The sequence below is a fragment of the Moorena producens PAL-8-15-08-1 genome (assembly GCF_001767235.1).
Classification (GTDB): domain Bacteria; phylum Cyanobacteriota; class Cyanobacteriia; order Cyanobacteriales; family Coleofasciculaceae; genus Moorena; species Moorena producens_A.
This window is the reverse complement of record NZ_CP017599.1, coordinates 6,750,926-6,773,413: the sequence shown is the minus strand read 5'-3', so window position 1 is coordinate 6,773,413 and position 22,488 is coordinate 6,750,926. Positions and strand designations below refer to the sequence as shown.

The window sequence follows — 22,488 nt, the reverse complement described above, 5'->3', positions numbered from 1 at the left end:
CGCCCCGTAACGCACCACCGGGTCTTAAAAGCATTGTTGTTACTATTCCCTATAATCCATTGCCAATTAAAATAAACGGTGCCCAAAAATAAGGATGTTCAAAACCAGACCCTACCTTGCTGGTAATTAAAGCAATTTGAGCTTGTCGGAGGGCTTCCGCTTTAGTAACCTTCTCCTGTTTCAAGACCTGATAAAATTTATTCATCAAGGCTTGGGTACCCTGGTCATCCACTGTCCACAGGGATGCGATCGCAGCATCGGCACCAGCATTTTGCATCAGATAACCAAAACCCAGGATTTCTTTGCCATCCCCCAATTCTCCCCCTAAGCCGGTTTGACAGGCACTGAGGACCACTAAATCTACATTGGACAAATCCCATGTTTCTTCTACTTGGCTCAGGGTAACGTGACTGCCATCACCAAACAGAATAAATGAATCTTGTTTAGTTTTGTTGAACACAGCGTGGGTGGCTAGATGCACTACGGAATAGTCATTCATCTGATAAATGGTATCCCCATGAAACTGTTTATCGATGAATAGCTTAGTGTTGGGAAAGGTTTCTGCCAGACGCTCTACTTCCGGTTGAGTATACTCTAAGGCCGAAAAGCCTTTATGGGCTTTGGTGACCGCAGCGGCAAACACGTCTAACTGTGGTGTCGGTTTATGGTCTAGGGATGTGAGGCTCAGAGCAGTAATCTGATTAACTCTCAAGCGCTCAATTAACCATTGCTCGCCATCATAAAGTGCCCCTAGGGGAATATAGCGCAATTTCCCATCGGGAGCATAAATTATAGTTTTGGCATTAGCTTTGGCTAAGTCCGCTTCAATGGGTTTAATTAGCCACTCGTACAGTTGCTCGCCGGGAGTTCTGGCATTACGAGCCGGATTTGCCAGGAGTCTGCGGAAGTTTTTAATCGCTCTTTCCAGGTCTTTTTGTTTTACCTTAACCGTGCGCCGAATCGGGGGAGCATAAGGGGTAACTAAGACTAATTCCAAACGGTCATCTAATACTAGGGGATAGAGAATAACGGCATCCTGTTCCAATTGCTGGAGTTGCTCTTGCAATCGTTTAGCATACTTCTTTAAGTCTAAGTTTTCTGCTTCTGTAGTTTCCCTCAATTTTGCCAAGCGAGCTTCTACCTCTGGACTCTTCAAAAAGTCTTGAAAGTCTTTGGTTAGCTTAGCTTGATTTTTCCTAAGTTGAATGATTCGCTGTTGCTGGGTCTGGGTGCGCTTATCCCTAACAATAGTTTCCAGTTCACTGAGTTCTTGACCCAGGGCAATGGCTTGGTCGATAATCGGTTGGGTACCCTTGATGATTTCCTGTTCTTGAGTCAGTTCTGTAATGCCATCAACGGTATTATCATCCCCTCGCACATTACTGAGGTAATCCTGCAACTCCTGGACTTTCAGTAAATCGAGCACCCGTAGGGCTTCTAAGTTGCGATTTTGTTGGGTCAATAAATCAGCCAAGCGGCGATAGTCTTCGGCAACAGTATTCGTAAAGGATTGTTGTTGTTCAATGGGCAGAACTTTTAACTCTTTGCGGATCCCTTCTCGGACATTAACGGATTGCTTGAAGAAGGTAATCGCTAATCCCGATTGGTTTTGGGTATCATACAACTTACCGATACCAGCCAGAATTTTCCCTTCCGTTAAGCGAGTGCCAAGAGTTCTGGAAAGGGCTAAGGCTTGTTGATAAGCTGCTAAAGCTTCGGAATAGTTTCCTAGGTTAGTGTAAACTATTCCGATATTGTACAAGGTAGAGCTAATGCCAGCTTTGACCCCAATGTTTTGATGAATCTCTAAGGCTTGTTGATGATAGTCTAGAGCTTTAGTGTACTCTCCCAGTTTTTCATAAACTATTCCGATAGCAGTCAGGGTGTTAGCTTTCTGTAGGTGATTACCAATTTGTTGGGAAATAGCCAAGGATTGCTGATAAAATTGGAGAGACTTGGGATATTGTTTTTGTTTTCGGTAAACTGTTCCGATGTTACTCAGGGTTACCCCACTGCCTTCCTTCGCCCCAATTTTGGTAAAAATGGCATTAGCTTGGTTGAAGTAGTCTAAGGCTTGGGCATAATCTCCCAAATCCAGATAATTTAGCCCCATAGCGTTATAGGTGGTGCCAATACCGGCCTGGTCACCAATGTCTTGACGAATGGCTAGGGCTTTTTGATCATACTCTAGGGCTTTGGGATACTTTCCCCAGTAACTGTAAACTGTTCCGATGTTGCCTAGGGTAGTAGCTTCTGGAGAGCGTACACCTATTTTTTGTTGAATGGTTAAAGCTTGCTGATAATAGTCTAGAGCTTGGCTAAACTCTCCTTGGTCATTATTAACTGTTCCGATATTGTTGAGACTTATAGCAAGTCCCGGCTTGTTACCAATGTCTTGCTTAATTTCTAGGGATTGTTGAAAATAGTTTAAGGCTTTGGCATTGTCTCCCCGGCTACTGTAAACTAATCCAATATTGTTCAGGATAGTAGCTTCTTCGGAGCGCTCCCCTAGGTCTTGTGCAATCTCTAACGCTTTTTGGTAGTTTTCTAAAGCTTGAGCATACTCACCCTGATTATAGTGAACTTGTGCAATATTATTGAGGGTAGTACCTTCCCCTGAGCGATCCCCCAATTCTTTACGAATGGCTAGAGATTGCTGGTAGTATTCTAAAGCTTGGTCATACTCACCCTGACTATTGTAAATAAACCCAATATTATTGAGGGTAGTACCTTCCCCTGAGCGCTCACCAATGTCTTGAAAAATAGCTAGAGATTGCTGGTAGTATTCTAAAGCTCGGTCATACTCACCCTGACTATTGTAAATAAACCCAATATTATTGAGGGTAGTACCTTCCCCTGAGCGCTGGCCAATCTCTTTACGAATGGTTAGAGATTGCTGGTAGTATTCTAAAGCTTGGTCATACTCACCCTGACTTCTGTAAACTTCTCCAATATTATTAAGGGTAGTAGCTTCCCCTGAGCGCTCACCAATGTCTTGAAAAATAGCTAGAGATTGCTGGTAGTATTCTAAAGCTCGGTCATACTCACCCTGACTTCTGTAAACTTGTCCAATATTACTAAGGGTAGTACCTTCCCCTGAGCGCTCGCCAATGTCTTTAGAAATAGCTAAAGATTGCTGGTAGTATTCTAAAGCTCGGTCATACTCACCCCGAGCATAGTAAATAAACCCAATATTATTGAGGGTAGTACTTTCCCTTGAGCGCTCGCCAATGTCTTGAAAAATAGCTAAAGCTTGCTGGTAGTAATCTAGAGCTTTGTCATACTCACCCTGACTCTTGTAAACTAACCCAATATTATTGAGGTTAGTAGCAACGTTATGACGACTGTGATCGCCCAACTCTTGGTTAATCGCTAAAGCTTGCTGATAATAGTCTAGAGCTTGGCGATACTTCCCTTGGTTGTTATATATCAAGCCAATGTTGTTGAGTTTAGTCGCAATTCCCAAGGAATCGTTTAACTTTTCGCTAATGGTTAAGCCTTGCTGTAAGTAATCTAGGGCTTGATTGTACTTTCCCGAATTGCTGTAAACTCCCCCAATATTATTGAGGAGGGTTGCAGTAGCTTCCTGGTCATCAATGTCTTTAGCAATAACCAAACCTTGCTGGTAGGAATCTAGGGCTTGGTCATACTTGCCCTGAGATTTGTAAACTTGCCCACTAAAATTGAGAGAATTTATTTCTTCAGAGCGGTCTTTGGTTTCTCGGGCAAGGGCTAGGAGTTGCTGATAAGACTCCAGGGCTTGCTGATACTTTCCTTCCCTGATTTGAGCTAGTCCAAGCCCTGTCAGAATATTTGCTTCAACCGAAGTATTGTCAAGTTTGCGGACAATAGCTAAGGCTTGTTGGTAATAGTCTATAGCTTGGTCAAGCTTACCCAATTGATAAGAAGCGTTCCCAATCCCCCAAAGATTTGCACCTTTTCCCGTAGGATTTTCAAATTTTTGGGAAATGGCTAAGGCTTGTTGGTAATAGTTTATGCTTTGCTGATACTTTCCCTGTTTGTAGTAAACCTGAGCAATATTACCAAGGGTACTCCATTCCTGAACTTGATTTTCGAGTTCGCGATGAATAGCTAAAGCTTGCTGATAATAGTCAATGGCTTGGTCATACTGTTCTTGCTTTTGGTAAAGTGTAGCAATATTACCAAGGGTGGTGCTTTCCGCAACCTGATTCTTAACTTCCCGGTGAATAGCTAAGGCTTGCTGATAATAATTGAGGGCTTGTTCATACTGTTGCTGTTTATCGTAAACCACGCCAATAGTATTCAGCGCAATTCCTTCCAGCTTACGCTTACCCAATTCTCGCCGAATCGCTAAGGATTCCTGGTAAACCTCCAGGGCTTTGACATAGTTTCCTTTTTTGTTGTAAATCCCTCCAATCAAAAATAGAATATTCTGTTCTAATCCCCGAAAACCAGTTGGTTTAGTAATGGCTAATGCCAACTCCAGGCTTTCTAGCCCTTTATCCAATTCCCCTTGATTGTTATACAGTATTCCCTTCCAGGTCAGGGCTACACCTTCTCCTAATCCATAACCTTCTTCTCGACTCAGGGTATGAGCTTGTTCCAGAAACTCCCAAGCTTGGTTCAATTTCCCTGACCTGATGTAAGCTGAGCCGATCACATTCAGAGCGTAGGCTTGATAGTAGCGTGCTAGAATGCGTTCGCGAAGCGTGGCCAAAGGCCAATCGCGTAGCGGCTCTTTCAGAGCATCGCTTTTTTCAGTCTTACCTACCTCTTTGATAATACTCAGACCTTGCTGTAATCTATCTAAGGCTTTGTCATACTCTCCTTGGGAGGAGTAAACTGAGCCAAGATTAACCAGTGCATAACCAATCCCAAGCTGATTACCTACTTCTTGGTTAATAGTTAGGGCTTGCTCGAACAACTCCAGGGCTTTAGGATACTCTTCGAGATTTGAATAAACTGTTCCGATATGGGTCAGGGTTTCCCCTTCCCCCTTACGGTCTCCATTACCTTGCTGGATTTTCAGAGCTTGCTGCAATACCTCCAGAGCTTTGCTTTCTTGAGATAATAAATTGTAAACCTGTCCAAGGCCATTGAGAGCTTTAGCAACACCTGTAGAGTTTCCCAATTCCCGATAAATCTTTAACACTCGTTGATAACTCTCTTTGGCTTGAGGCAACTGACCTTTAACAAACTCTAACCTTGCCCTATCGAATAACTGCTCAGCTTGAGTGGCTTGGTCTGGAGTCTTTTGTGCTACTGCTGGAGCAACTCCCAGAGTTTCCGGAGCTAGGATCGGTGAAACCAGGCACAGTAAGGTAGCACTAGCGAGCTTGAGACAGAATACAGGAATAGTAGAGTAAGTACCCATTGACAAATCAGCCACTTGGTAGTTTCTTACTATATATCCTTAGGTGGTGCTACTTTTATGCAAATTTTACTAAGGAAGTTTTGAATTGGGTCAAGGAGTAGGGAGTAGGGAGTAGGGAGTAGGGAGTAGGGAGTAGGGAGTAAGGAGTAGGGAGTGCGTAGTGCCAGTCCAGTAGGGTGCGTTAGGGGCGGACTTGCCCTTATTGTTGGCCTCGAGCGCCAGGGTTGGGATAGTCCGCCCCGTAACGCACCACCGGCTCAAACAGCTTTTAGGAGATGCACCCAGTCAGAAGTAGTTAAACCTAAATATCAAGTGCGGAGAATTTCACTGAATTTTAACAGGATGGATGTTCAATCTTGTAAATTTTCCAAATCAGCTAAATCTTGTAACCTTCCTGATGCTTGTTTATTTTTTTTAAGATTGTCTAAATCAATAAAATTAACCGATATATCGTCAATGATTACCTCGATTTTAGCCTGATAACAGGTTTCAAAATCTATCCCATCTGGAGTAGTAATTAAATCTATTCGATTAGGTGGATAACCTAATTGTATAATTTGGTCTGGGGTTTGGAAATCTTCAGCAGCTAACCCCAAACTACCAAAACCAAATTGGGTTAATGCTATCATCATTTGTTGAGCATTTTCTGGACTCATTTCTATCCAAATATCAATATCTTTGGTATAGCGAGGATGACCATGTACAGCTACTGCATAACCCCCAATTACTAAATACTTTACTTGATTATCGTTTAATAATTGTATAAACTCTTTGAAGTCTTGGTTGAGCATTGTTGTCTTGATAGTGGTGGTATTGCTGACGGATTATTTCTAGGGTTTCTAAGCGTTTTTTATAGGACTGTTTTTGCCAGTAGATAAAATCGCTTTTTTGTTGCTTAATTTTAATTTTATTAACTACTTTTTTCATGTGGCTAAAAATCCCAAATCGAGAGAGTTAGGTCATTATAACACTTCAAGAGGATGACGTACTATGCTGGTAATTTACTCGGCTTTGGGGGATTGCTGCTCCCATTAACCCAAAATGTTTACCTCACCCAATTAAAAACTGGTATATAGCAAGGCAAAAGGCATCCATGCAAAAGTGCGTGGTGGACTGTCTCAGCTATGCTATAATCCCTTAAAATAGCTTATAGCGTTTCTAGGACTCATGAGGTACACATTATTTTTTACCTCTTTCCTCTTGCCTTTTCCCTCTTACCTGCTCCGAACGCGCCCCGCGTGGCCAACGGCCTCAGTCCCTGCTCCGAACGCGCCCCGCGTGGCCAACGGCCTCAGTCGCTAAAAACCAGAAATTTGTACCTCACAAGTCGTATAATTGCTATATATTCGACATTTCCAAAAACCAATTTTTCAGCTAGCTGTCGAGAGGAATAAAATTAACTTATTAGTTGACGAACCAGAGCAGGAGGCTATTGTTAAATGGAGCGCTCACTAAGCTATGCAGATATTCTGAAAAAAACCCTGCAAGAGGCAACTCGTGCCCAACCTCGCTTACAAGCAATTAAGCTTTATCCTGTTTGCGATCGCGATTCCGGTCATTTTCTGATTCTGGCTACAGGCTGGGATAAGCAACGCTGGATCAACTCCATTCTGTTTCATGCTCGCTTAGTCGATAGCCAAGTCATGATTGAAGAAGATAACTTCGAGGAAGGGTTAACCTCTGCACTGATTGCGGCAGGTATCCCAGTAGAAGATATTATTTGTCAATGGGTTTCAATCCCTGCACCTACTCCCCAGACCTGCTGAACCTCAGATGACAACCCCCCAAGCTATTGACTGGAATTCCCTAGCCTCGGAACTTACCGGAATAGAAATTATTGATGACCCAACCCAAGTTGCTAAATTATCCCTAGACTACTACCACTTCAGTCCGGTACTGGAATCCCAGCTTAAAGATAAACGGGGGAATATCGTAGTTCGTCCGACTACGGTGGCGGAAGTCCTGGAAATAGCTAGGGTTTGCGTTAAGTACAAAGCTCCCCTAACCGTAAGAGGCTCAGGCACTGGTAATTATGGTCAGTGTATCCCCCTCAACGGTGGTCTGATTCTCGATACTACTCGCATGAATCAGATTAACTGGATTAAACCGGGTTTAGCCTCTGTTCAGCCAGGGGTGAAGCTAGCCGCCTTTGACAAAGAAGCTCATAAAATTGGCTGGGAATTGCGCATGGCTCCCTCTACCTATCGCACTGCTACGATTGGTGGGTTTATTGGTGGCGGCAGTGGTGGCATTGGTTCCATTACTTATGGAGTATTACGCGATCGCGGAAATCTTCATGCTGTGCAAGTGGTCACCCTCGAAGACCAGCCCCGTGTAATCGAATTACGGTCAGATCAGGTGCAGAAGGTCAATCACGCCTATGGCACCAATGGCATTATCACCGAATTAGAAATACCCCTAGGACCAGTCTATCCTTGGGCTGAAGTGATAGTAGTCTTTGATGACTTTATGACTGCTGCGAGATTTGGTCAAGCCTTAGGTGATGCTGATGGCTTGATTAAGAAACTGATTAGCATTCACGCTTGGCCAATTCCATCCTACTTTGCCGCTCTCAGCAACTACCTTCCCGAAGCTAAGCACTGTACCTTGCTGATGATCGCGGAATCTTCCCTAGAGCCATTCCAGGATTTAGTTCGGGAGTATGGTGGAGAGGTCACTTACCAGAAGACTGCCCTAGAAGCGAGTAAAGGAGTGAGCCTAGCAGAGTTCACCTGGAATCATACCACCTTACACGCCCGTAGTGTTGATCCCAGCCTCACCTATTTACAAACCTCATTTGTGAATCTGGAGCAGGTGGAGCATATGTATGAGCACTTTGGGGATGAAGTGATCATGCATTTAGAATTTATGCGAGTGGCAGGACAACTCATACCAGTGGGACTACAAATCGTTCGGTATAGTTCCGAAGACCGTTTGAATGAGATTATTCGCTATCACGAAGACTATGGCGCTATGATTGCTAATCCCCACACCTACATCCTAGAAGATGGGGGTATGAAAACCGTTGATATGGAACAGTTGCGGTTTAAAGAAATAGTTGATCCCTATGGATTGATGAATCCCGGTAAAATGCGAGCCTGGGAGCATCGGTAGAGTAAGGAGTGTGGGAAGTGTGGGGAGATGGGGTGTGAAATAAATATGGACACAACTGGACTCGAACCAGTGACCCCCACGATGTCAACGTGGTGCTCTAACCAACTGAGCTATGCGTCCAAACCATTCATTATGATAGCACATATTTACAAGATAGCAATTTTATTTAAACCCTATAGCAAAGGGAACAGGGAACAGCGGATCTGGGAACAGCGGATCTGGGAGCAGGGAGCAGGGAGCAGGGAGCAGGGAGCAAAAGATGTCCTAAGCTTTGCTTCGACTGCTATAGCAATTCTCAGGAACGTTTGAGGGCAATTACCTATTGCTAGCATGCCTATTTCCTATTTCCTATTGCTAGCATGCCTATTGCTAGCATGCCTATTGCCTTTCCTTCAAATTCTTTTGAAAGAGGACAGGAGGGATTAGTTCTGCTAAAATATCCTGGTCGTTCAGCCTTTACTAGCATCTTTATCTTTGAGTCAACCAATAGAAACCGCCAGTATCGATACATTAGCCAAGGAACTCGCAGCCATACAGCAAACTGGTTCTAAGCGAATTGCCTTGTTGGGGTCACGTCACGTTCCGATCACTCATCAGAATCTAATTGAGATGATGAGCTATGCCTTAGTGCAAGCGGGTAATCGTCTGATTACCTCTGGTGCGACCGGAACCAACTTAGCTGCCATTCGAGGTGCTATGCGAGCCGATCCCTCCTTGCTAACGGTAATTTTGCCCCAAAGTCTTCAGCGACAGCCACTGGAATCCCGAAAATACTTGGAGAAGGTAATGCATTTGGTGGAAAACCCCCAAAATGATACCTTGTCTCTCGCTGAAGCTAGTGCCTTGTGTAATGCCGAAATTGTTGCGAGGTGTCAGCAGTTAATTTGTTTCGCATTCCATGATAGCCGTACCCTCCTCAACACCTGTAAGGAGGCGGAACAGCAAAACAAGGTTGTTACTCTGTTCTATTTTGATTAGTTGTGATTAATTGTGATTAATTTTGATTAGTGTGAGCTAGACTATGCATCTATCCGGTTCGGGAATTTTACTTTACTGTATTGTGGGGGCAACGGTTTTAATCTATCTACCATTTCTGGTAGTTGGCTACAGCCGTTTCAAACTAGGCTATGACCAAAGTGCCCCTCGCGCCATGTTTGATCAGCTACCGCCCTATGCCCAACGAGCAACTTGGGCACATCAGAACTCCTTTGAAACCTTTATTATATTTAGCGCAGCCGCTTTGATGGCTTATGTTACCGGTCAGAATTCAACCCTCGCCATCGGGTGTGCGATCGCATTTGTAATTGCCCGAGTCTTCTACTCGGTGTTTTACATTCTCGATATTCCCTTGGGGCGATCGCTGATGTTTGCCATCGGCTCTCTTTCCAGTGGTACTCTGTTTGTTCTGAGTCTAAGCAGCGTCAGTGGCTAGACAAGATCAAGTCCACTTGCTTCGGGCCGTTGATAGTTTTGGTTGTTGGTCATTTGTCTTGAGAGCCACCAGCTTGAGCCACCGCCCCAACACTATTGGCTGATCCAATACTGATGGAACCGGGCTTGATATCAATAGGTTTAAAAATTTTGTATAGGGTGCAACAAATTTCCATTTTGGTTTTAAGCTGTTAGCTAAACCGCGAGAAGCCCCGCACTTTACCTTCATGGGGTAAGTGTCGTATGGAAAGCGCGGGGCAAGGGTCGGAACGTAGCTTGCCAATGGGATATACTAGGGACAGTAGGGAAAACAAATTAAGAGCTAACCGCCACCTACTAGCTAAAAATAGAACGAGTTGTATTGTTCCGGCGCGGAGGGGCATCCCGTGTCGTTAATAAAGCTTACCGAGTAACCGAATCGTTGGATGGTGTTGGTAAGAAGCCCGCGCTGTACCGTGCTTGTCAGCGTCGGGAGTATGTCACGTAGTGAGTGACCATTGCTCAGGCCCTACCGCTGACCGTTATTAATTATGGCTAGTACTTATTCTTTTGATATTGTTAGTGACTTTGATCGACAAGAGTTGGTCAATGCTGTGGATCAAACTATTCGTGAAATCAAAAGTCGTTACGACCTCAAAGATACAAAAACCACTGTCGAATTAGGAGAAGAATCTATCACCATCAATACTGATAGTGACTTTACCCTAGATGCTGTGCATACTGTTCTTCGTACCAAAGCTGCGAAACGGGAACTTTCGCAAAAAATCTTCGAATATGGTAAAGTAGAAGCAGCTAGTGGTAATCGTGTTCGCCAAGAAATCACGCTAAAAAAAGGCATCAGCCAAGAATATAGTAAAAAAATCACCAAATTGATTCGAGATGAATTTAAAAAAGTGCAAGCCTCGATTCAAGGTGATTCAGTTAGAGTATCTAGCAAATCTAAGGATGACTTACAAGATATCATCCAGCGGTTGAAGCAAGAAGATTTGCCAGTTGCTTTGCAATTTACTAACTATCGATAAGTAAGTTATCAGCCGTCAGCCGTCAGCCGTCAGCCGTCAGCCGTCAGCTTATTTTATTCAAAAGTCAAGTGGGGTGGCACAGGCTTCTAGCCTGTGATGTTACCCATAAGCTAACTGAGAGCTGAGAGCTGAATGCTGATAGCTGAGAGCTGAATGCTGATAGCTGAGAGCTGAATGCTGATAGCTGAGAGCTGAATGCTGATAGCTTAAACTCTAAACTACTATGGCTTGATACTAGAAATGACTTCCTTAGCTGCTGCTAATGTGCGGTCAATATCGTCCTCGGTGTGAGCTAGGGAGGTAAATCCTGCTTCAAATTGTGAGGGGGCTAGGTATATTCCACGCTCTAACATGCCCCGATGGAAAGCAGTGAATTTGGATGAATCAGAGGTTTTGGCATCATCGAAGTTATGAACTGGAACACCAGTAAAGAACATACCAAACATAGCGCTGATGTAACCACCAGTAGTGGTATGACCAGCATCTTTAGCAATTTGCAGCAGTCCCTCGGAGAGCTTTTTAGTAATAGTCTCTAGCTGTTCATAGGTACCCGGTTTCTTGAGTAACTCCAGGGTTTTAATGCCTGCTGTCATGGCTAGAGGATTCCCAGAGAGGGTTCCGGCTTGATACATTGGCCCTGCTGGTGCCACCATGGACATGATATCCTTTCGTCCGCCATAGGCTCCCACGGGCAAACCACCACCGATAATTTTACCTAGGGTAGTCAGGTCAGGAGTGATGCCAAATTTCTCCTGAGCACCACCGTAGGCAATCCGGAAGCCAGTCATCACTTCATCAAACACCAGTAGAGCGCCATGCTTTTGAGTCACTTCCCGCAAGCCTTCAAGAAAACCAGGCACAGGAGTGATGAAACCAGAATTCCCCACCACCGGTTCTAGGATGACCCCACCAATCTCATTGGGATATTGCTCAAATAAAGCTTTAACTTCCTCCAGGTTGTTATAGGTAGCGGTTAACGTATTAGCAGTGGCAGACTTAGGAACACCAGGGGAATCCGGTAAACCTAGAGTAGCCACTCCAGAACCAGCTTGTACCAGCAGCATATCGGCGTGACCATGGTAGCAGCCAGAAAATTTGATAATTTTGTCCCGTCCTGTGAAGGCACGCATCAGGCGCAGCACTGCCATACAGGCTTCGGTACCAGAATTAACAAACCGCACCATTTCAATACTAGGAACGGCGTCAATCACCATTTCTGCTAGCACGTTCTCTAGGGCGGAGGGAGCTCCAAAACTGGTACCCTTGTCTAGAGCCTGGTGCAATGCCCCAATAACATCCGGATGAGCATGACCGCAAATGGCTGGTCCCCAGGTACCTACATAGTCAATGTACTGGTTTCCATCTACATCCCAGATGTATGCTCCTTGAACTCGGTCAAATACAATCGGTTCTCCCCCTACGGATTTAAAGGCTCTGACTGGGGAGCTGACCCCTCCTGGCATTAGGTTTTGGGCGGCGCTGAAAATTTCTTGTGATTTGGTGGTTTTAAACGAGGTGGTGGTAACCAAAATAGTCTCCTAATATCAATAATGTACGGGTTAGTTGAAAATAAGGTAAAAAGCTCTAACCCCATTACCCCCCTTAAACAGGGCAATAGGGAACTTCGGATCAGGTAACTTCGGCTTAGGGGCAATACTGGACAAGAGATTATTATCCTATGGAGACTGATCCGTTTTGAATTTGTAAAGAAAGAATCCAGATTTACTGATCACTATTTAGTGATCAATTGGATGTCAGGGGTGGTATCTTGTAGGGTGTATCTCATTAAAGCTGTTTGACCCGCTGGGTGTTTCAATCTGTTGCCCTAAAACTATGTCAGCATCTGAACCGACTTCCATTAGCCAAGCTATACCAGTTGACCAAATTCGCTACAACGATCAAGGACTAGTGCCAGCCATTGTCCAAGATTACCTAGATGGTACGATATTAATGATGGCTTGGATGAATCGGGAGTCATTGCAAAAAACCCTCGATACAGGAGAAACCTGGTTTTGGAGTCGCTCTCGTCAGGAATTGTGGCACAAGGGTGCTACATCTGGGCATTTACAAAGGATAAAATCCATCCGCTACGACTGTGACAGTGATGCTTTACTCGTGACGGCGGAACAAATTGGTGATATTGCCTGCCATCTCGGTGAGCGTAGCTGTTTCCATCGAGTGGAGGGTAAGAAAGTAGCCCCTCCAGCAGATACCTTGTCTCAGTTGTTTGAGATAATTTGCGATCGCCGTGACCATCCCGTAGAAGGGTCCTATACCTGTAAGTTGTTTAAGGGTGGGGATAATAAGATTCTTAAAAAAATTGGGGAAGAAGCTGCAGAAGTGGTAATGGCGTGTAAGGATGATGACCCGGATGCGATCGCATCTGAAGTAGCGGACTTGGTCTATCACACCCTAGTTGCTATGGCTTACCATCAGGTTGATGTACGGGATGTTTATCGCAAATTGCAACAGCGCCGTCGATAGTGTTAGACAATCCACTTTAATAATTGGGGAAAAGGTAATTGGTGATTGCAGCAGATTTTAATTATAGAAAGAAGCCAAAAGGCCAATCACCATGGATGCGATCGCGTCTGTGAGAGAGCATCGCTTTTTTTTACCAAATCCGGTAAACTGGCCCAGGTACTGTTAACCATAGATCACTACCTTGGCTTACGATAATATATGTAAATATCTTGCCGAAAACTACCCAGCTGATTTGGTCAGGTGGCTTCATGGTATTGAAGTTACTGAAATATCGGTGCTAAAAACTGAGTTAAATACCGAACCGATTCATGCGGATTCCTTGACCCTGCTGCAAACGGCAAATCAAATATTGCAGTGGGAATTTCAAACCCTACCGGCTTCCAAACCATCCTTACCATTGCGGATGCTCAAGTATTGGCTCAGACTCAGAGAAAAGTATAACTGTCCTGTTGAACAGGTCGTGATATTTCTCAAGTTCACCACCTCATCTAAAGTTTATACTAACCAGTTGCTGGAGAGTAACACTAGCCATCGCTATCGAGTAATCAGGATGTGGGAGCAAGACCCTGAGCAATTTTTGGCCAATCCCGCCTTATTGCCTTTTGCTACTTTAGCATAAGCGTGAGTCTCCTAAACGATTATTAGAGCAAGTGGCGGCAGCAGTGGATAGGATTGAAGAACCACTAGCTTTTACTAACATCTCCGCTTGTACGCAGTTACTAGCTGGCTTGCGGTTCGACAAAGGGTTGATAGGAGAATTATTTCCGGAGGAAGTGATGCAAGAGTCTGTAATTTATCAGAAGATAATTCAAAAAGGACATCAACTGGGTTTACTCGAAGGAAAACGTGAAGGAAAACTCGAAGGAAAACGTGAAGGAAAACTCGAAGGAAAACGTGAAGGAAGGCAAGAGGAAGGGTACTCAATCATTATACGTCAACTGACCCGTCGGTTTGGTAATGTTGAGAACCAGCTACTTGAGAGGATTCAAAAGCTTTCTATTACTCAATTGGAGGAGTTGAGCGAGGCGCTGTTGGATTTTGAGACAGTCACCGATGTAGCTGTGTGGTTGGCTGAGCATCAGCAATAAATCGGATGCGTACGCATCAAAGCTCAGTGCCATGCTCCCACACTTCCTACCCTTGTAAGTGTGGGTTTTAAGTGTGGGCTTCTCGCACCACCCAACCCTTGCTTGTCCCTATTCCCTATTCCCTAAAACACCATTTTTTTCCTGTTCCCTATTCCCTATTCCGGTTTTCCCATTCCCTATTCCCAGATCCGCTGCTCCCTGCTCCCTAAAAGAAAGTACCCCACCCAATTAATAAATGGTATAAATCCTATAAATCGGCTTTTGGTTTCCGGTTGAACCCATTAAAAATCCAGTTTAAAAAATCCAGTTTAATAATTGGGGAAAAAAACGTTTAATAACTGAGATACTTTTTGCAATTCCATCAGGACAAACTTCACGTTTATTATCAATAATTGCTTGAATCGTTTGCCCTATAACCTTAGCCGGATCAGTTATTATATAGTCCGGCAACCCCTGATTTTCTTTGGCAAGGGTTCCATATTTTTCCGACTGGATAATGGGAGTACGGCTATAAAAGGGATAAACAGCTGTAACCTTGACGTTATAAATTTTAACTTCATTTAAAAGCCCTTCGCTGAATCCTCGCAACCCGAATTTACTAGCAGCATAATGAGCCATGCCAGCGGGTGCAATCCAGCCAGCAGCAGAGGAAATGTTAACGATGTGACCTTGGCGACGCCTAATCATATCGGCGGCAAATAGAGAACTTAATCGCATTGGTGCCAGCAGATTTACCTGCATCAAGCTTTCCCATTTTTCCCCAGGAACTTCGTCCATGCGACCAAAAAGCCCAATTCCAGCATTGTTGATCAAAATATCGATTTCTATTTCCAGGTCTTTAACCTGGCGATAAAGGGTTTCGCATCCGTCACGTTCAGAAAGATTAATCCCCATAAGGGCAAGTATATCCCCAGTTTTAACCTCCCGTTGAATAGCTTCGGCACGCTCTTTAAGAATAGTTTTATCAAGATCCGTGAGGATCAAACGGCTACCAGATTCTAATAATTGTCGAGTCAGTTCCTGACCGAATCCACCGGCGGCACCGGTTATCAGTACAACAGCTCCATGGAGATTGCTCATTTAATTGTTATCAATTTTTGCTATCGGTTAAATTTTAGGAGATTGGAGTATTCCCCATAGTAAGAAAAACCAGGGTATATTAATGTTAGGTATCAGCGACGCATATTTTATTAATGGTGGCCACAACATTGGAGCTATAAAACGTAGAGAGCGTAGTGATACCGGACGTAACCCGTCTTTATCGATAATTCCATAGTGATCAGCCAGTTCTGCAACAACTCGAACACGGCCTGTAAAGCGGATTACAGTTGGGTCCGCAGCAAGGGCAGCAATAACGCGCCCTGTTAGTAAAGGAGTTTCCCAATTAAAGCCTTGAGATATCACTCGGCTTTGCTGATTACCTGGTTTATCTTCTGCCATTTGCAAAGCCAAACTGGAAATATGTTCGGTACCAACTATGCCTGGCCAAATCGAAAGGGACGTCACATTATATGGCTTGAGTTCAACAGCCATATCAGCAGCAAGTCGATCGCAAGCTGCTTTACCCGCTCCATAGGCGGCACCAAAGATGTAAGACATGCCGCCCCAAGATGAGATGGTGCAAATCAGCCCCTGCTGACGCTGAATCATCAGTCGAGCTGCAAAAACACTGGCAATATAATGGCTGCGGAGACCGACATGATTGACAGCATCCCAAACATTCTCAGGGCATTCCCAAAATGGTTTTTCGTATCCATCCTTCAATGCCTGCACTCCTGAAAAGGCATTATTGACCAGCAGATCCAGTTGTCCCTTCTGCTCGTCTTGAATCCGTTCAAAGAGTAAGCGCACTTGTTGGTCGTCGCTATGATCTACCATGACCGGAATACAAATCCCACCAGCATCTTGCACAGCTAATTGGGTTTCCCTAAGACTACCGGAAACTCCCTCTGTGACATTGGAACTGTCGAGACTACGACCAGTAATATATACCGTAGCACCTGCCTCGCCAAGGCCAATCGCAATTCCTTTACCAATACCACGGCTGGCACCCGTGACTAAGGTTATTTTACCTTCAAGGCTTCCCATAATTACTTTTTTTGATATTGACTTAATTCATGTTAACATATTTTTAACATTTTATGGTTAAAATTTATCTCTAAATATCGATTATTGCTAAAGGCTTACCATAATTATTTTTTTGGATTTTGCTCTTAATTCATGCTAGCATTGTTTGGGAATTTTATGGTTACTATTTCTCTCTATTAGTCGATTATCGTAAATATCGAACTAAATAATAAAACAAATTTTTCCCATTAACTATCCTCTTAAAATCGAAAAAATGCAAGTAGTTATTATCGGTGCAGGCATGTCTGGTATCTGCATGGCTATTAAACTTAAAAAAGCCAAAATAAATTTCGTTATACTAGAAAAATCCTCTCGACTTGGAGGGACTTGGCGGGATAATAACTACCCAGGATGTGCCTGTGACATTCCCGCTCATTTATATTGCTACTCTTTTGAAATGAAACATGATTGGAACCAAGTTTATCCCTCTCAGCCAGAGATATTGAAATACTTACAACACTGCACACGTAAATACAATATTTATCCCCATATCCGTTTTAATCAAGAGGTGATTAGCGCCCATTTCAATGCCAAAAATTCCCTATGGTATGTTGAAACAGCTGAGAAGGAGACTATAACTGCTAACATACTGATTAGTGCCTGGGGAGGTTTAAATTTACCCAAATTACCCAATTTGCCTAGCTTGGAAACCTTCAAAGGAGTCTCGTTTCACTCAGCTAGATGGAACCACAGCTTTGATTTAACTGATAAAACGGTGGCAGTTTTAGGAACTGCAGCCAGTGCAGTTCAATTTATCCCAGAAGTTGCCAAAAAAGTCAAACAACTATTCATTTTTCAAAGAACTCCTAACTGGATTACTAACCGAGACGATCGGACTTATTCAGCCCAAATGCAATGGTATTTTAAAAATTTTCCTATTCTGATGCAACTGCACCGGGGATTACTATACTTACGTAATGACTTAATCAATTTTCCCCTATTCACTACTGGAAGTTCTATTGGTAAGAACCTGCAAAAACAATTGAAAAAACGTATACACCAGGAAATTGATGACTCCCGAGTACGGGATGCGGTGATGCCCAGCTATCAACCAGGTTGTAAACGAATTTTAATTAATAACGACTTTTATCAAACCCTGAACCGAAATAATGTAGAATTGATTACAGATAAGATAGAAAGCATAACTACTGATAGTCTGGTAACCGAACCAGGAAAGGACTATAAAGTTGATGCTATTATCTATGCTACAGGATTTAACTATTTGTCCTACAAAAAAATAGATATACGTGGTAGCAACGCAGAGAGTCTAGCGGATATATGGGGCAACGAACCAGAAGCGTATCTTGGTATTTCTGTTCCTAAGTTCCCTAACTTTTTTAGTCTTTTAGGACCGAACACTGGTTTGGGTCATAGCTCAGTTATTTTAATGGTAGAGTGCCAAGTTAATTATATTATTGGCTGCTTGAATAAAATGCTCAGAGAAGACTGTAAATCTCTAGAAGTCAAGGAGGAAGCCATGAGACGTTATTATCAGGATTTATGGAAAACTATGGAAAAGAGGGTTTGGACAAAAGAAAACTGTATGAGTTGGTATCAAAATAAAGATGGCAGAGTATTCGCTTTGTGGCCTGGTAATACTATCCAATATTGGTGGGCTACAAGAAAACCAGTTTTTGATGACTATATTTCTACCTAGCTTAGTTGCGTTCGCGTAGCGGCTCTTTGAGAGCATCGCTTTTTTTGACCAAATCCTGTAAACTCGGCCAGGTACTGTTAACCACAGATAACTACCTTGGCTTACGATAATATCTGTAAATATCTCGCCGAAAACTACCCAGCTGATTTGGTCAAGTGGCTTCATGGTATTGAAGTTACTAAAATCTCGGTGCTCAAAACTGAGTTAAATACTGAACCGATTCACGCCGATTCCTTGACCCTGCTGCAAACGGCAAATCAAATATTGCAGTGGGAATTTCAAACCCTACCGGTTTCCAAGCCATCCCTACCATTGCGGATGCTAAAGTATTGGGTCAGACTCAAAGAAAAGTATAACTGTCCCATAGAGCAGGTGGTGATATTTCTGAAATCCACTAACTCAGAAAAAGCTTATACTAATCAGTTGCTCGATACTAATACCAGTCATTGCTATCGAGTAATCAGGATGTGGGAGCAAGACCCTGAGCCATTTTTGGCCAATCCCGCCTTATTGCCCTTTGCTCCTCTGGCATTGAGTGAGTCTCCTAAACGATTATTAGAGCAAGTGGCAGCAGCAGTAGATAGGATTGAAGAACCACTAGCTTTTACTAACATATCCGCTTGTACTCAGTTACTAGCTGGCTTGCGGTTTGACCAACGGTTGATCACAGAATTATTTTCGGAGGACGTGATGCAAGAGTCTGTAATTTATCAGAAGATAATTCAAAAAGGACATAAACTGGGTTTACTGGAAGGGAAACTCGAAGGAAGGCAAGAGGAAGGTTACTCAATCGTTATACGTCAACTGACCCGTCGGTTTGGTAGTGTTTCTGAGCAGCTACAACAAGGGATCCAAAAGCTTTCTATTGCTCAATTGGAGGAGTTGAGCGAGGCGCTGTTGGATTTTGAGACAGTGACAGATTTGACGGTATGGTTAGCTGAGCATCAGCAATAAAAAATGCGATTGGCCTACGGCCACGCTACGCGATGCTCTGCAAGAGCCGCTACGGGAACGCTTTTTTTTACCAAATCCGGTAAACTGGCCCAGGTACTGTTAACCATAGATAACTACCTTGGCTTACGATAATATCTGTAAATATCTCGCCGAAAACTACCCAGCTGATTTGGTCAAGTGGCTTCATGGTATTGAAGTTACTGAAATATCAGTGCTCAAAACTGAGTTAAATACCGAACCGATTCACGCGGATTCCTTGACCTTGCTGCAAACCGCTAACCAAATCCTGCACTGGGAATTTCAAACCTTACCGGCTTCCAAGCCATCCCTACCATTGCGGATGCTCAAGTATTGGGTCAGACTCAAAGAAAAGTATAACTGTCCCATAGAGCAGGTGGTGATATTTCTGAAATTCACTCGCTCAGAAAAAGTTTATACTAACGAGTTGGTCGATACTAACACCAGTCATCGCTATCGAGTAATCAGGATGTGGGAGCAAGACCCTGAGCCATTTTTAGCCAATCCCGCCTTATTGCCCTTTGCTCCTCTGGCATTGAGTGAGTCCCCGACAAGATTATTAGAGCAAGTGGCGGCAGCAGTAGATAGGATTGAAGAACCATTGGCTTTTACTAACATATCCGCTTGTACCCAGTTACTAGCTGGTTTGCGGTTCGACAAAGGGTTGATAGCAGAATTATTTCCGGAGGACGTGATGCAAGAGTCTGTAATTTATCAGAAGATAATTCAAAAAGGACATAAACTGGGTTTACTTGAAGGCAAACGGGAAGGTTTACTCGAAGGAAAACGTGAAGGAAGGCAAGAGGAAGGTTACTCAATCGTTAGACGTCTGATCACCCGTCGGTTTGGGAGTGTTTCAGACCAGCTACAACAGGGGATTCAAAAGCTTTCTATAGCTCAATTGGAAGAGTTGAGCGAGGCGCTGTTGGATTTTGAGACAGTCACAGATTTGACGGTATGGTTAGCTGAGCATCAGCAATAAATAGGATGCGTGGAAATTAAGAATTAAGAATTAAGAATTGGGAATTTAGAATTAAGAATTAAGAATTGGGAATTTAGAATTGGGAATTTAGAATTGGGAATTTAGAATTGGGAATTCTGCCTTCTGCCTTCTGCCTTCTGCCTTCACCATTCTGCCTTCTGCCTTCTGCCTTCTGCCTTCACCATTCTGCCTTCTTAATTCTTCATTCTGCATTCTTCATTCTTAATTTTTCATTCTGACAAACAACGTTCAACTTGAAACAGACATTTGATATCTTCCCAAGGCCAACAAGGGGAAATATTGTTGATAGAAGTGGTACTTTAAATAAAAATGACTGGGAAAACCTGTGCCTGTAAACTCGGTTTCATCCCAACTGCCATCGGGCTGCTGAGTTGACACTAAGTAGTTGACTCCCTTCTCAATGGCATCCATTGCCCAGTTGCCAGTAGCCTCTCCTGCTGCCATTAAACCAATTAAAGCCCAAGCGGTTTGAGATGCGGTACTGATTCCTACTCCCTTAAGACTGGGATCATCGTAACTAAGACAGGTCTCACCCCAGCCACCATCAAGGTTTTGACATTGCACTAGCCAAGCGGCACCCCGTTCGATACTACGTTGGTGGGTGTGAGGCGCTATCTTTGACAAGGCTGAAAGAGCACTACTGGTGCCATAGATATAGTTAACTCCCCAACGACCAAACCAGCTGCCATCGGCTTCCTGTTCCTGAATCAAAAATGCGATCGCTTTCTCTAACTGCTGGGATTCTATGGATAAATTACACGAACCTAGCATTTCCAGGACCCGTGCGGTCACATCCGCTGTGTTAGGGTCAATCATAGCTTTCAGGTCAGCATAGGGCAGAGAATTCAGCCAGTGTTGATTATTATTAATATCAAAGGCCGCCCAACCTCCTTGGTTACACTGCATTGATGCTATCCAAGCCAAGCCACGAGCTATGGCTGCCCGTTTCAGTTTCTGATTAGGCAGTTTCAAGCTATTCAAGGCCATAATCACCACTGGGGAATCATCTAAATCGGGATAGAAACGGTTTTGAAACTCAAAGGCCCATCCTCCTGGTTTCCCTTGGGGATTCTTGACCACCCAATCCCCATAGTCTAGTATTTGCTGCTGCAACAACCATTCTCCACCCCGAACTAAGGCTGGATGATCCGGGTCTAAACCAGATTCCACCATGGCTCGTAATACCCAAGCTGTATCCCAAACTGGGGAAACACAGGCTTGGACTCGGTAGCTGTCAGGGGTTTCAATGGCAAAGCGATCAATGGCTTCCAGTCCCCGTTGCACGACCGGATCAGCAAGATCATAGTTGAGACAACGCAACGCTAACAGGGAATTCAACATGGCTGGAATAATTCCCCCCCAGTCTCCTGTGGCTTCTTGCCTCTCCAAGACCCATTTTTCCGCTGCTGCCAGTCCCTGCTTCCGAAATGGAACTAAATTCCAGTCTTCTGCTAACTTAAATCCATCATCAAGGAGTACAAATAAATCTGTCCAATCAGAATTGCGAGGTAGCTCAAACTTGGCGTGATCAGCTCCTTCGGTATATAACTCGTCTAGATTGATCCTTGGCTGACTATCAAATACTGGCTTCTGGTCAAAGACAATTAATAAAGGAACTGTACTTCCCCTTGCCCAGCTAGACATTTCATAGATCGTAAAGGGAAACCATTGCGGAAACAACATTATCCAGGGGGGAATCGAGGGAATCCCGCGCCAGCTATAGCAGCCAATCAAGGCTAAATGAAATTTGGTGAAAATCCGGGTTTTGCTGATGCCACCCCGTCTGAGAATAAAATCCCTGGCTCGGACCAAAGCTGAGTCGCTGGCGGGTACCCCCAAAAGGCGGAGTGCCATATAAGCTTCCACCGAACAACTCAAATGCCCACCATCGCCATAGAAAAGTTCCCAGCCACCGTGTTTCCGCTGTTGTGAACGCAGATAGGCTTCGGCTTTATGTAAAGGTCGTTGTTTGTCAGTTCCCCAAATTTTATGGAGTAGGATAATTTCCGCCGTTATGGTGACATTAGATTCTAGTTCTGCCCACCAGTAACCATCGGGATATTGCTGAGCGAGTAGATAGCTTTGGCTATTTGCGATCGCTTCTGTAACCCCTGAGTGTACAATCCGGTCTTGGATTTGCATGTTTTACCGTTCTACTTCACACACCACATTCATAGGTGCGCGCCTCCGAGGCCGCGAGCAATCCCTCGCGGCCTCGGATCGCACCTTTGGTT

22 protein-coding genes, 1 tRNA gene and 1 pseudogene are annotated in these 22,488 nt (G+C 44.0%); 12 read left to right on the top strand and 12 right to left on the bottom strand.

Going from position 1 to position 22,488, the window contains the following annotated elements; all coding sequences use genetic code 11:
- Positions 1–49: 49 nt before the first annotated feature.
- From BJP34_RS24785 to BJP34_RS37530, 4 genes are all read right to left on the bottom strand, one after another.
- Entirely contained in the window at positions 50–5,371 is a 5,322-nt protein-coding gene (locus BJP34_RS24785) for a tetratricopeptide repeat protein (RefSeq protein WP_229424014.1), read from the bottom strand.
- 75 nt (positions 5,372–5,446) lie between these two features.
- The gene (locus tag BJP34_RS44415) at positions 5,447–5,617 is read right to left on the bottom strand and encodes a hypothetical protein (protein ID WP_158517455.1); all 171 of its coding nucleotides are present in this window, start codon (positions 5,615–5,617) and stop codon (positions 5,447–5,449) included.
- Between the two features lie 89 nt (positions 5,618–5,706).
- Positions 5,707–6,147 carry a hypothetical protein gene (locus tag BJP34_RS24780; protein WP_070394647.1) on the bottom strand — a complete coding sequence of 147 codons (441 nt, stop codon included), beginning with the start codon at positions 6,145–6,147 and terminating at the stop codon, positions 5,707–5,709.
- Positions 6,101–6,283, bottom strand: coding sequence for a hypothetical protein (locus BJP34_RS37530; protein WP_083305337.1), 183 nt, complete (start codon positions 6,281–6,283; stop codon positions 6,101–6,103). Before BJP34_RS37530 ends, BJP34_RS24780 begins: the two co-directional genes overlap by 47 nt.
- Before the next feature lie 512 nt (positions 6,284–6,795).
- Here BJP34_RS37530 and BJP34_RS24775 point away from each other — a divergent pair.
- Together BJP34_RS24775 and BJP34_RS24770 are read left to right on the top strand one after the other, a co-directional pair.
- Positions 6,796–7,122 (top strand): element excision factor XisI family protein, encoded by a 327-nt coding sequence (locus BJP34_RS24775; RefSeq protein ID WP_070394646.1) that lies wholly within the window; start codon positions 6,796–6,798, stop codon positions 7,120–7,122.
- 7 nt (positions 7,123–7,129) lie between these two features.
- The gene (locus BJP34_RS24770; protein WP_070394645.1) at positions 7,130–8,470 is read left to right on the top strand and encodes an FAD-binding oxidoreductase; all 1,341 of its coding nucleotides are present in this window, start codon (positions 7,130–7,132) and stop codon (positions 8,468–8,470) included.
- A 46-nt stretch (positions 8,471–8,516) separates the two neighbouring features.
- Here BJP34_RS24770 and BJP34_RS24765 read toward each other — a convergent pair.
- Positions 8,517–8,590 (bottom strand) — tRNA-Val (locus BJP34_RS24765).
- Positions 8,591–8,643: 53 nt separating this feature from the next.
- Positions 8,644–8,802 (bottom strand): hypothetical protein, encoded by a 159-nt coding sequence (locus BJP34_RS44410; RefSeq protein WP_158517454.1) that lies wholly within the window; start codon positions 8,800–8,802, stop codon positions 8,644–8,646.
- Between the two features lie 142 nt (positions 8,803–8,944).
- On the opposite strand from BJP34_RS44410, the gene BJP34_RS24760 reads away from it, so the two are divergent.
- Positions 8,945–9,448: a DNA-processing protein DprA gene (locus BJP34_RS24760; RefSeq protein WP_008180076.1), complete on the top strand. Its 504-nt coding sequence runs from the start codon at positions 8,945–8,947 to the stop codon at positions 9,446–9,448.
- Between the two features lie 43 nt (positions 9,449–9,491).
- Positions 9,492–9,902, top strand: a complete 411-nt coding sequence (locus tag BJP34_RS24755; RefSeq protein ID WP_070394644.1) for an MAPEG family protein — start codon at positions 9,492–9,494, stop codon at positions 9,900–9,902.
- A gap of 49 nt (positions 9,903–9,951) precedes the next feature.
- Here the strand turns inward: BJP34_RS24755 and BJP34_RS49400 are convergent, their stop codons facing one another.
- The gene (locus BJP34_RS49400) at positions 9,952–10,077 is read right to left on the bottom strand and encodes a hypothetical protein (RefSeq protein WP_267876367.1); all 126 of its coding nucleotides are present in this window, start codon (positions 10,075–10,077) and stop codon (positions 9,952–9,954) included.
- Positions 10,078–10,262: 185 nt separating this feature from the next.
- Here BJP34_RS49400 and BJP34_RS49395 point away from each other — a divergent pair, with 185 nt between their 5' ends.
- Positions 10,263–10,388, top strand: a complete 126-nt coding sequence (locus BJP34_RS49395; RefSeq protein ID WP_267876366.1) for a hypothetical protein — start codon at positions 10,263–10,265, stop codon at positions 10,386–10,388.
- Positions 10,389–10,431: 43 nt separating this feature from the next.
- Positions 10,432–10,923, top strand: coding sequence for a YajQ family cyclic di-GMP-binding protein (locus tag BJP34_RS24750; protein WP_070394643.1), 492 nt, complete (start codon positions 10,432–10,434; stop codon positions 10,921–10,923).
- Between the two features lie 221 nt (positions 10,924–11,144).
- Here the strand turns inward: BJP34_RS24750 and hemL are convergent, their stop codons facing one another.
- Positions 11,145–12,452, bottom strand: coding sequence for a glutamate-1-semialdehyde 2,1-aminomutase (gene hemL, locus BJP34_RS24745; protein WP_070394642.1), 1,308 nt, complete (start codon positions 12,450–12,452; stop codon positions 11,145–11,147).
- Between the two features lie 304 nt (positions 12,453–12,756).
- Here hemL and hisIE point away from each other — a divergent pair, with 304 nt between their 5' ends.
- The 3 genes and pseudogenes from hisIE (at position 12,757) to BJP34_RS44405 (ending at position 14,727) form a co-directional block, all read left to right on the top strand.
- On the top strand, positions 12,757–13,407 hold the full coding sequence (gene hisIE / locus BJP34_RS24740; RefSeq protein WP_070394641.1) for a bifunctional phosphoribosyl-AMP cyclohydrolase/phosphoribosyl-ATP diphosphatase HisIE: 651 nt from the start codon (positions 12,757–12,759) through the stop codon (positions 13,405–13,407).
- A 181-nt stretch (positions 13,408–13,588) separates the two neighbouring features.
- Positions 13,589–14,495 (top strand): annotated as a pseudogene (locus BJP34_RS24735) (Rpn family recombination-promoting nuclease/putative transposase).
- Positions 14,496–14,568: 73 nt separating this feature from the next.
- Positions 14,569–14,727 carry a hypothetical protein gene (locus BJP34_RS44405; RefSeq protein ID WP_158517453.1) on the top strand — a complete coding sequence of 53 codons (159 nt, stop codon included), beginning with the start codon at positions 14,569–14,571 and terminating at the stop codon, positions 14,725–14,727.
- Positions 14,728–14,789: 62 nt separating this feature from the next.
- Here BJP34_RS44405 and BJP34_RS24730 read toward each other — a convergent pair whose 3' ends face one another.
- Complete coding sequence (locus BJP34_RS24730; protein ID WP_070394640.1) at positions 14,790–15,575, bottom strand: SDR family NAD(P)-dependent oxidoreductase; 786 nt, start codon at positions 15,573–15,575, stop codon at positions 14,790–14,792.
- A 27-nt stretch (positions 15,576–15,602) separates the two neighbouring features.
- Entirely contained in the window at positions 15,603–16,583 is a 981-nt protein-coding gene (locus BJP34_RS24725; protein WP_070394639.1) for an SDR family NAD(P)-dependent oxidoreductase, read from the bottom strand.
- A gap of 253 nt (positions 16,584–16,836) precedes the next feature.
- Between BJP34_RS24725 and BJP34_RS24720 the strand changes: the two genes are divergently transcribed.
- From BJP34_RS24720 to BJP34_RS24710, 3 genes are all read left to right on the top strand, one after another.
- Complete coding sequence (locus BJP34_RS24720) at positions 16,837–18,279, top strand: flavin-containing monooxygenase (RefSeq protein WP_070394638.1); 1,443 nt, start codon at positions 16,837–16,839, stop codon at positions 18,277–18,279.
- Positions 18,280–18,375: 96 nt separating this feature from the next.
- Positions 18,376–19,233 (top strand): DUF4351 domain-containing protein, encoded by an 858-nt coding sequence (locus BJP34_RS24715; protein ID WP_070394637.1) that lies wholly within the window; start codon positions 18,376–18,378, stop codon positions 19,231–19,233.
- A gap of 118 nt (positions 19,234–19,351) precedes the next feature.
- Complete coding sequence (locus BJP34_RS24710; protein ID WP_070394636.1) at positions 19,352–20,233, top strand: DUF4351 domain-containing protein; 882 nt, start codon at positions 19,352–19,354, stop codon at positions 20,231–20,233.
- Positions 20,234–20,320: 87 nt separating this feature from the next.
- Here the strand turns inward: BJP34_RS24710 and BJP34_RS49390 are convergent, their stop codons facing one another.
- Together BJP34_RS49390 and shc are read right to left on the bottom strand one after the other, a co-directional pair.
- The gene (locus tag BJP34_RS49390; RefSeq protein ID WP_267876365.1) at positions 20,321–20,446 is read right to left on the bottom strand and encodes a hypothetical protein; all 126 of its coding nucleotides are present in this window, start codon (positions 20,444–20,446) and stop codon (positions 20,321–20,323) included.
- Positions 20,447–20,482: 36 nt separating this feature from the next.
- Entirely contained in the window at positions 20,483–22,396 is a 1,914-nt protein-coding gene (gene shc / locus BJP34_RS24705; RefSeq protein ID WP_070394635.1) for a squalene--hopene cyclase, read from the bottom strand.
- Positions 22,397–22,488 lie beyond the last annotated feature (92 nt).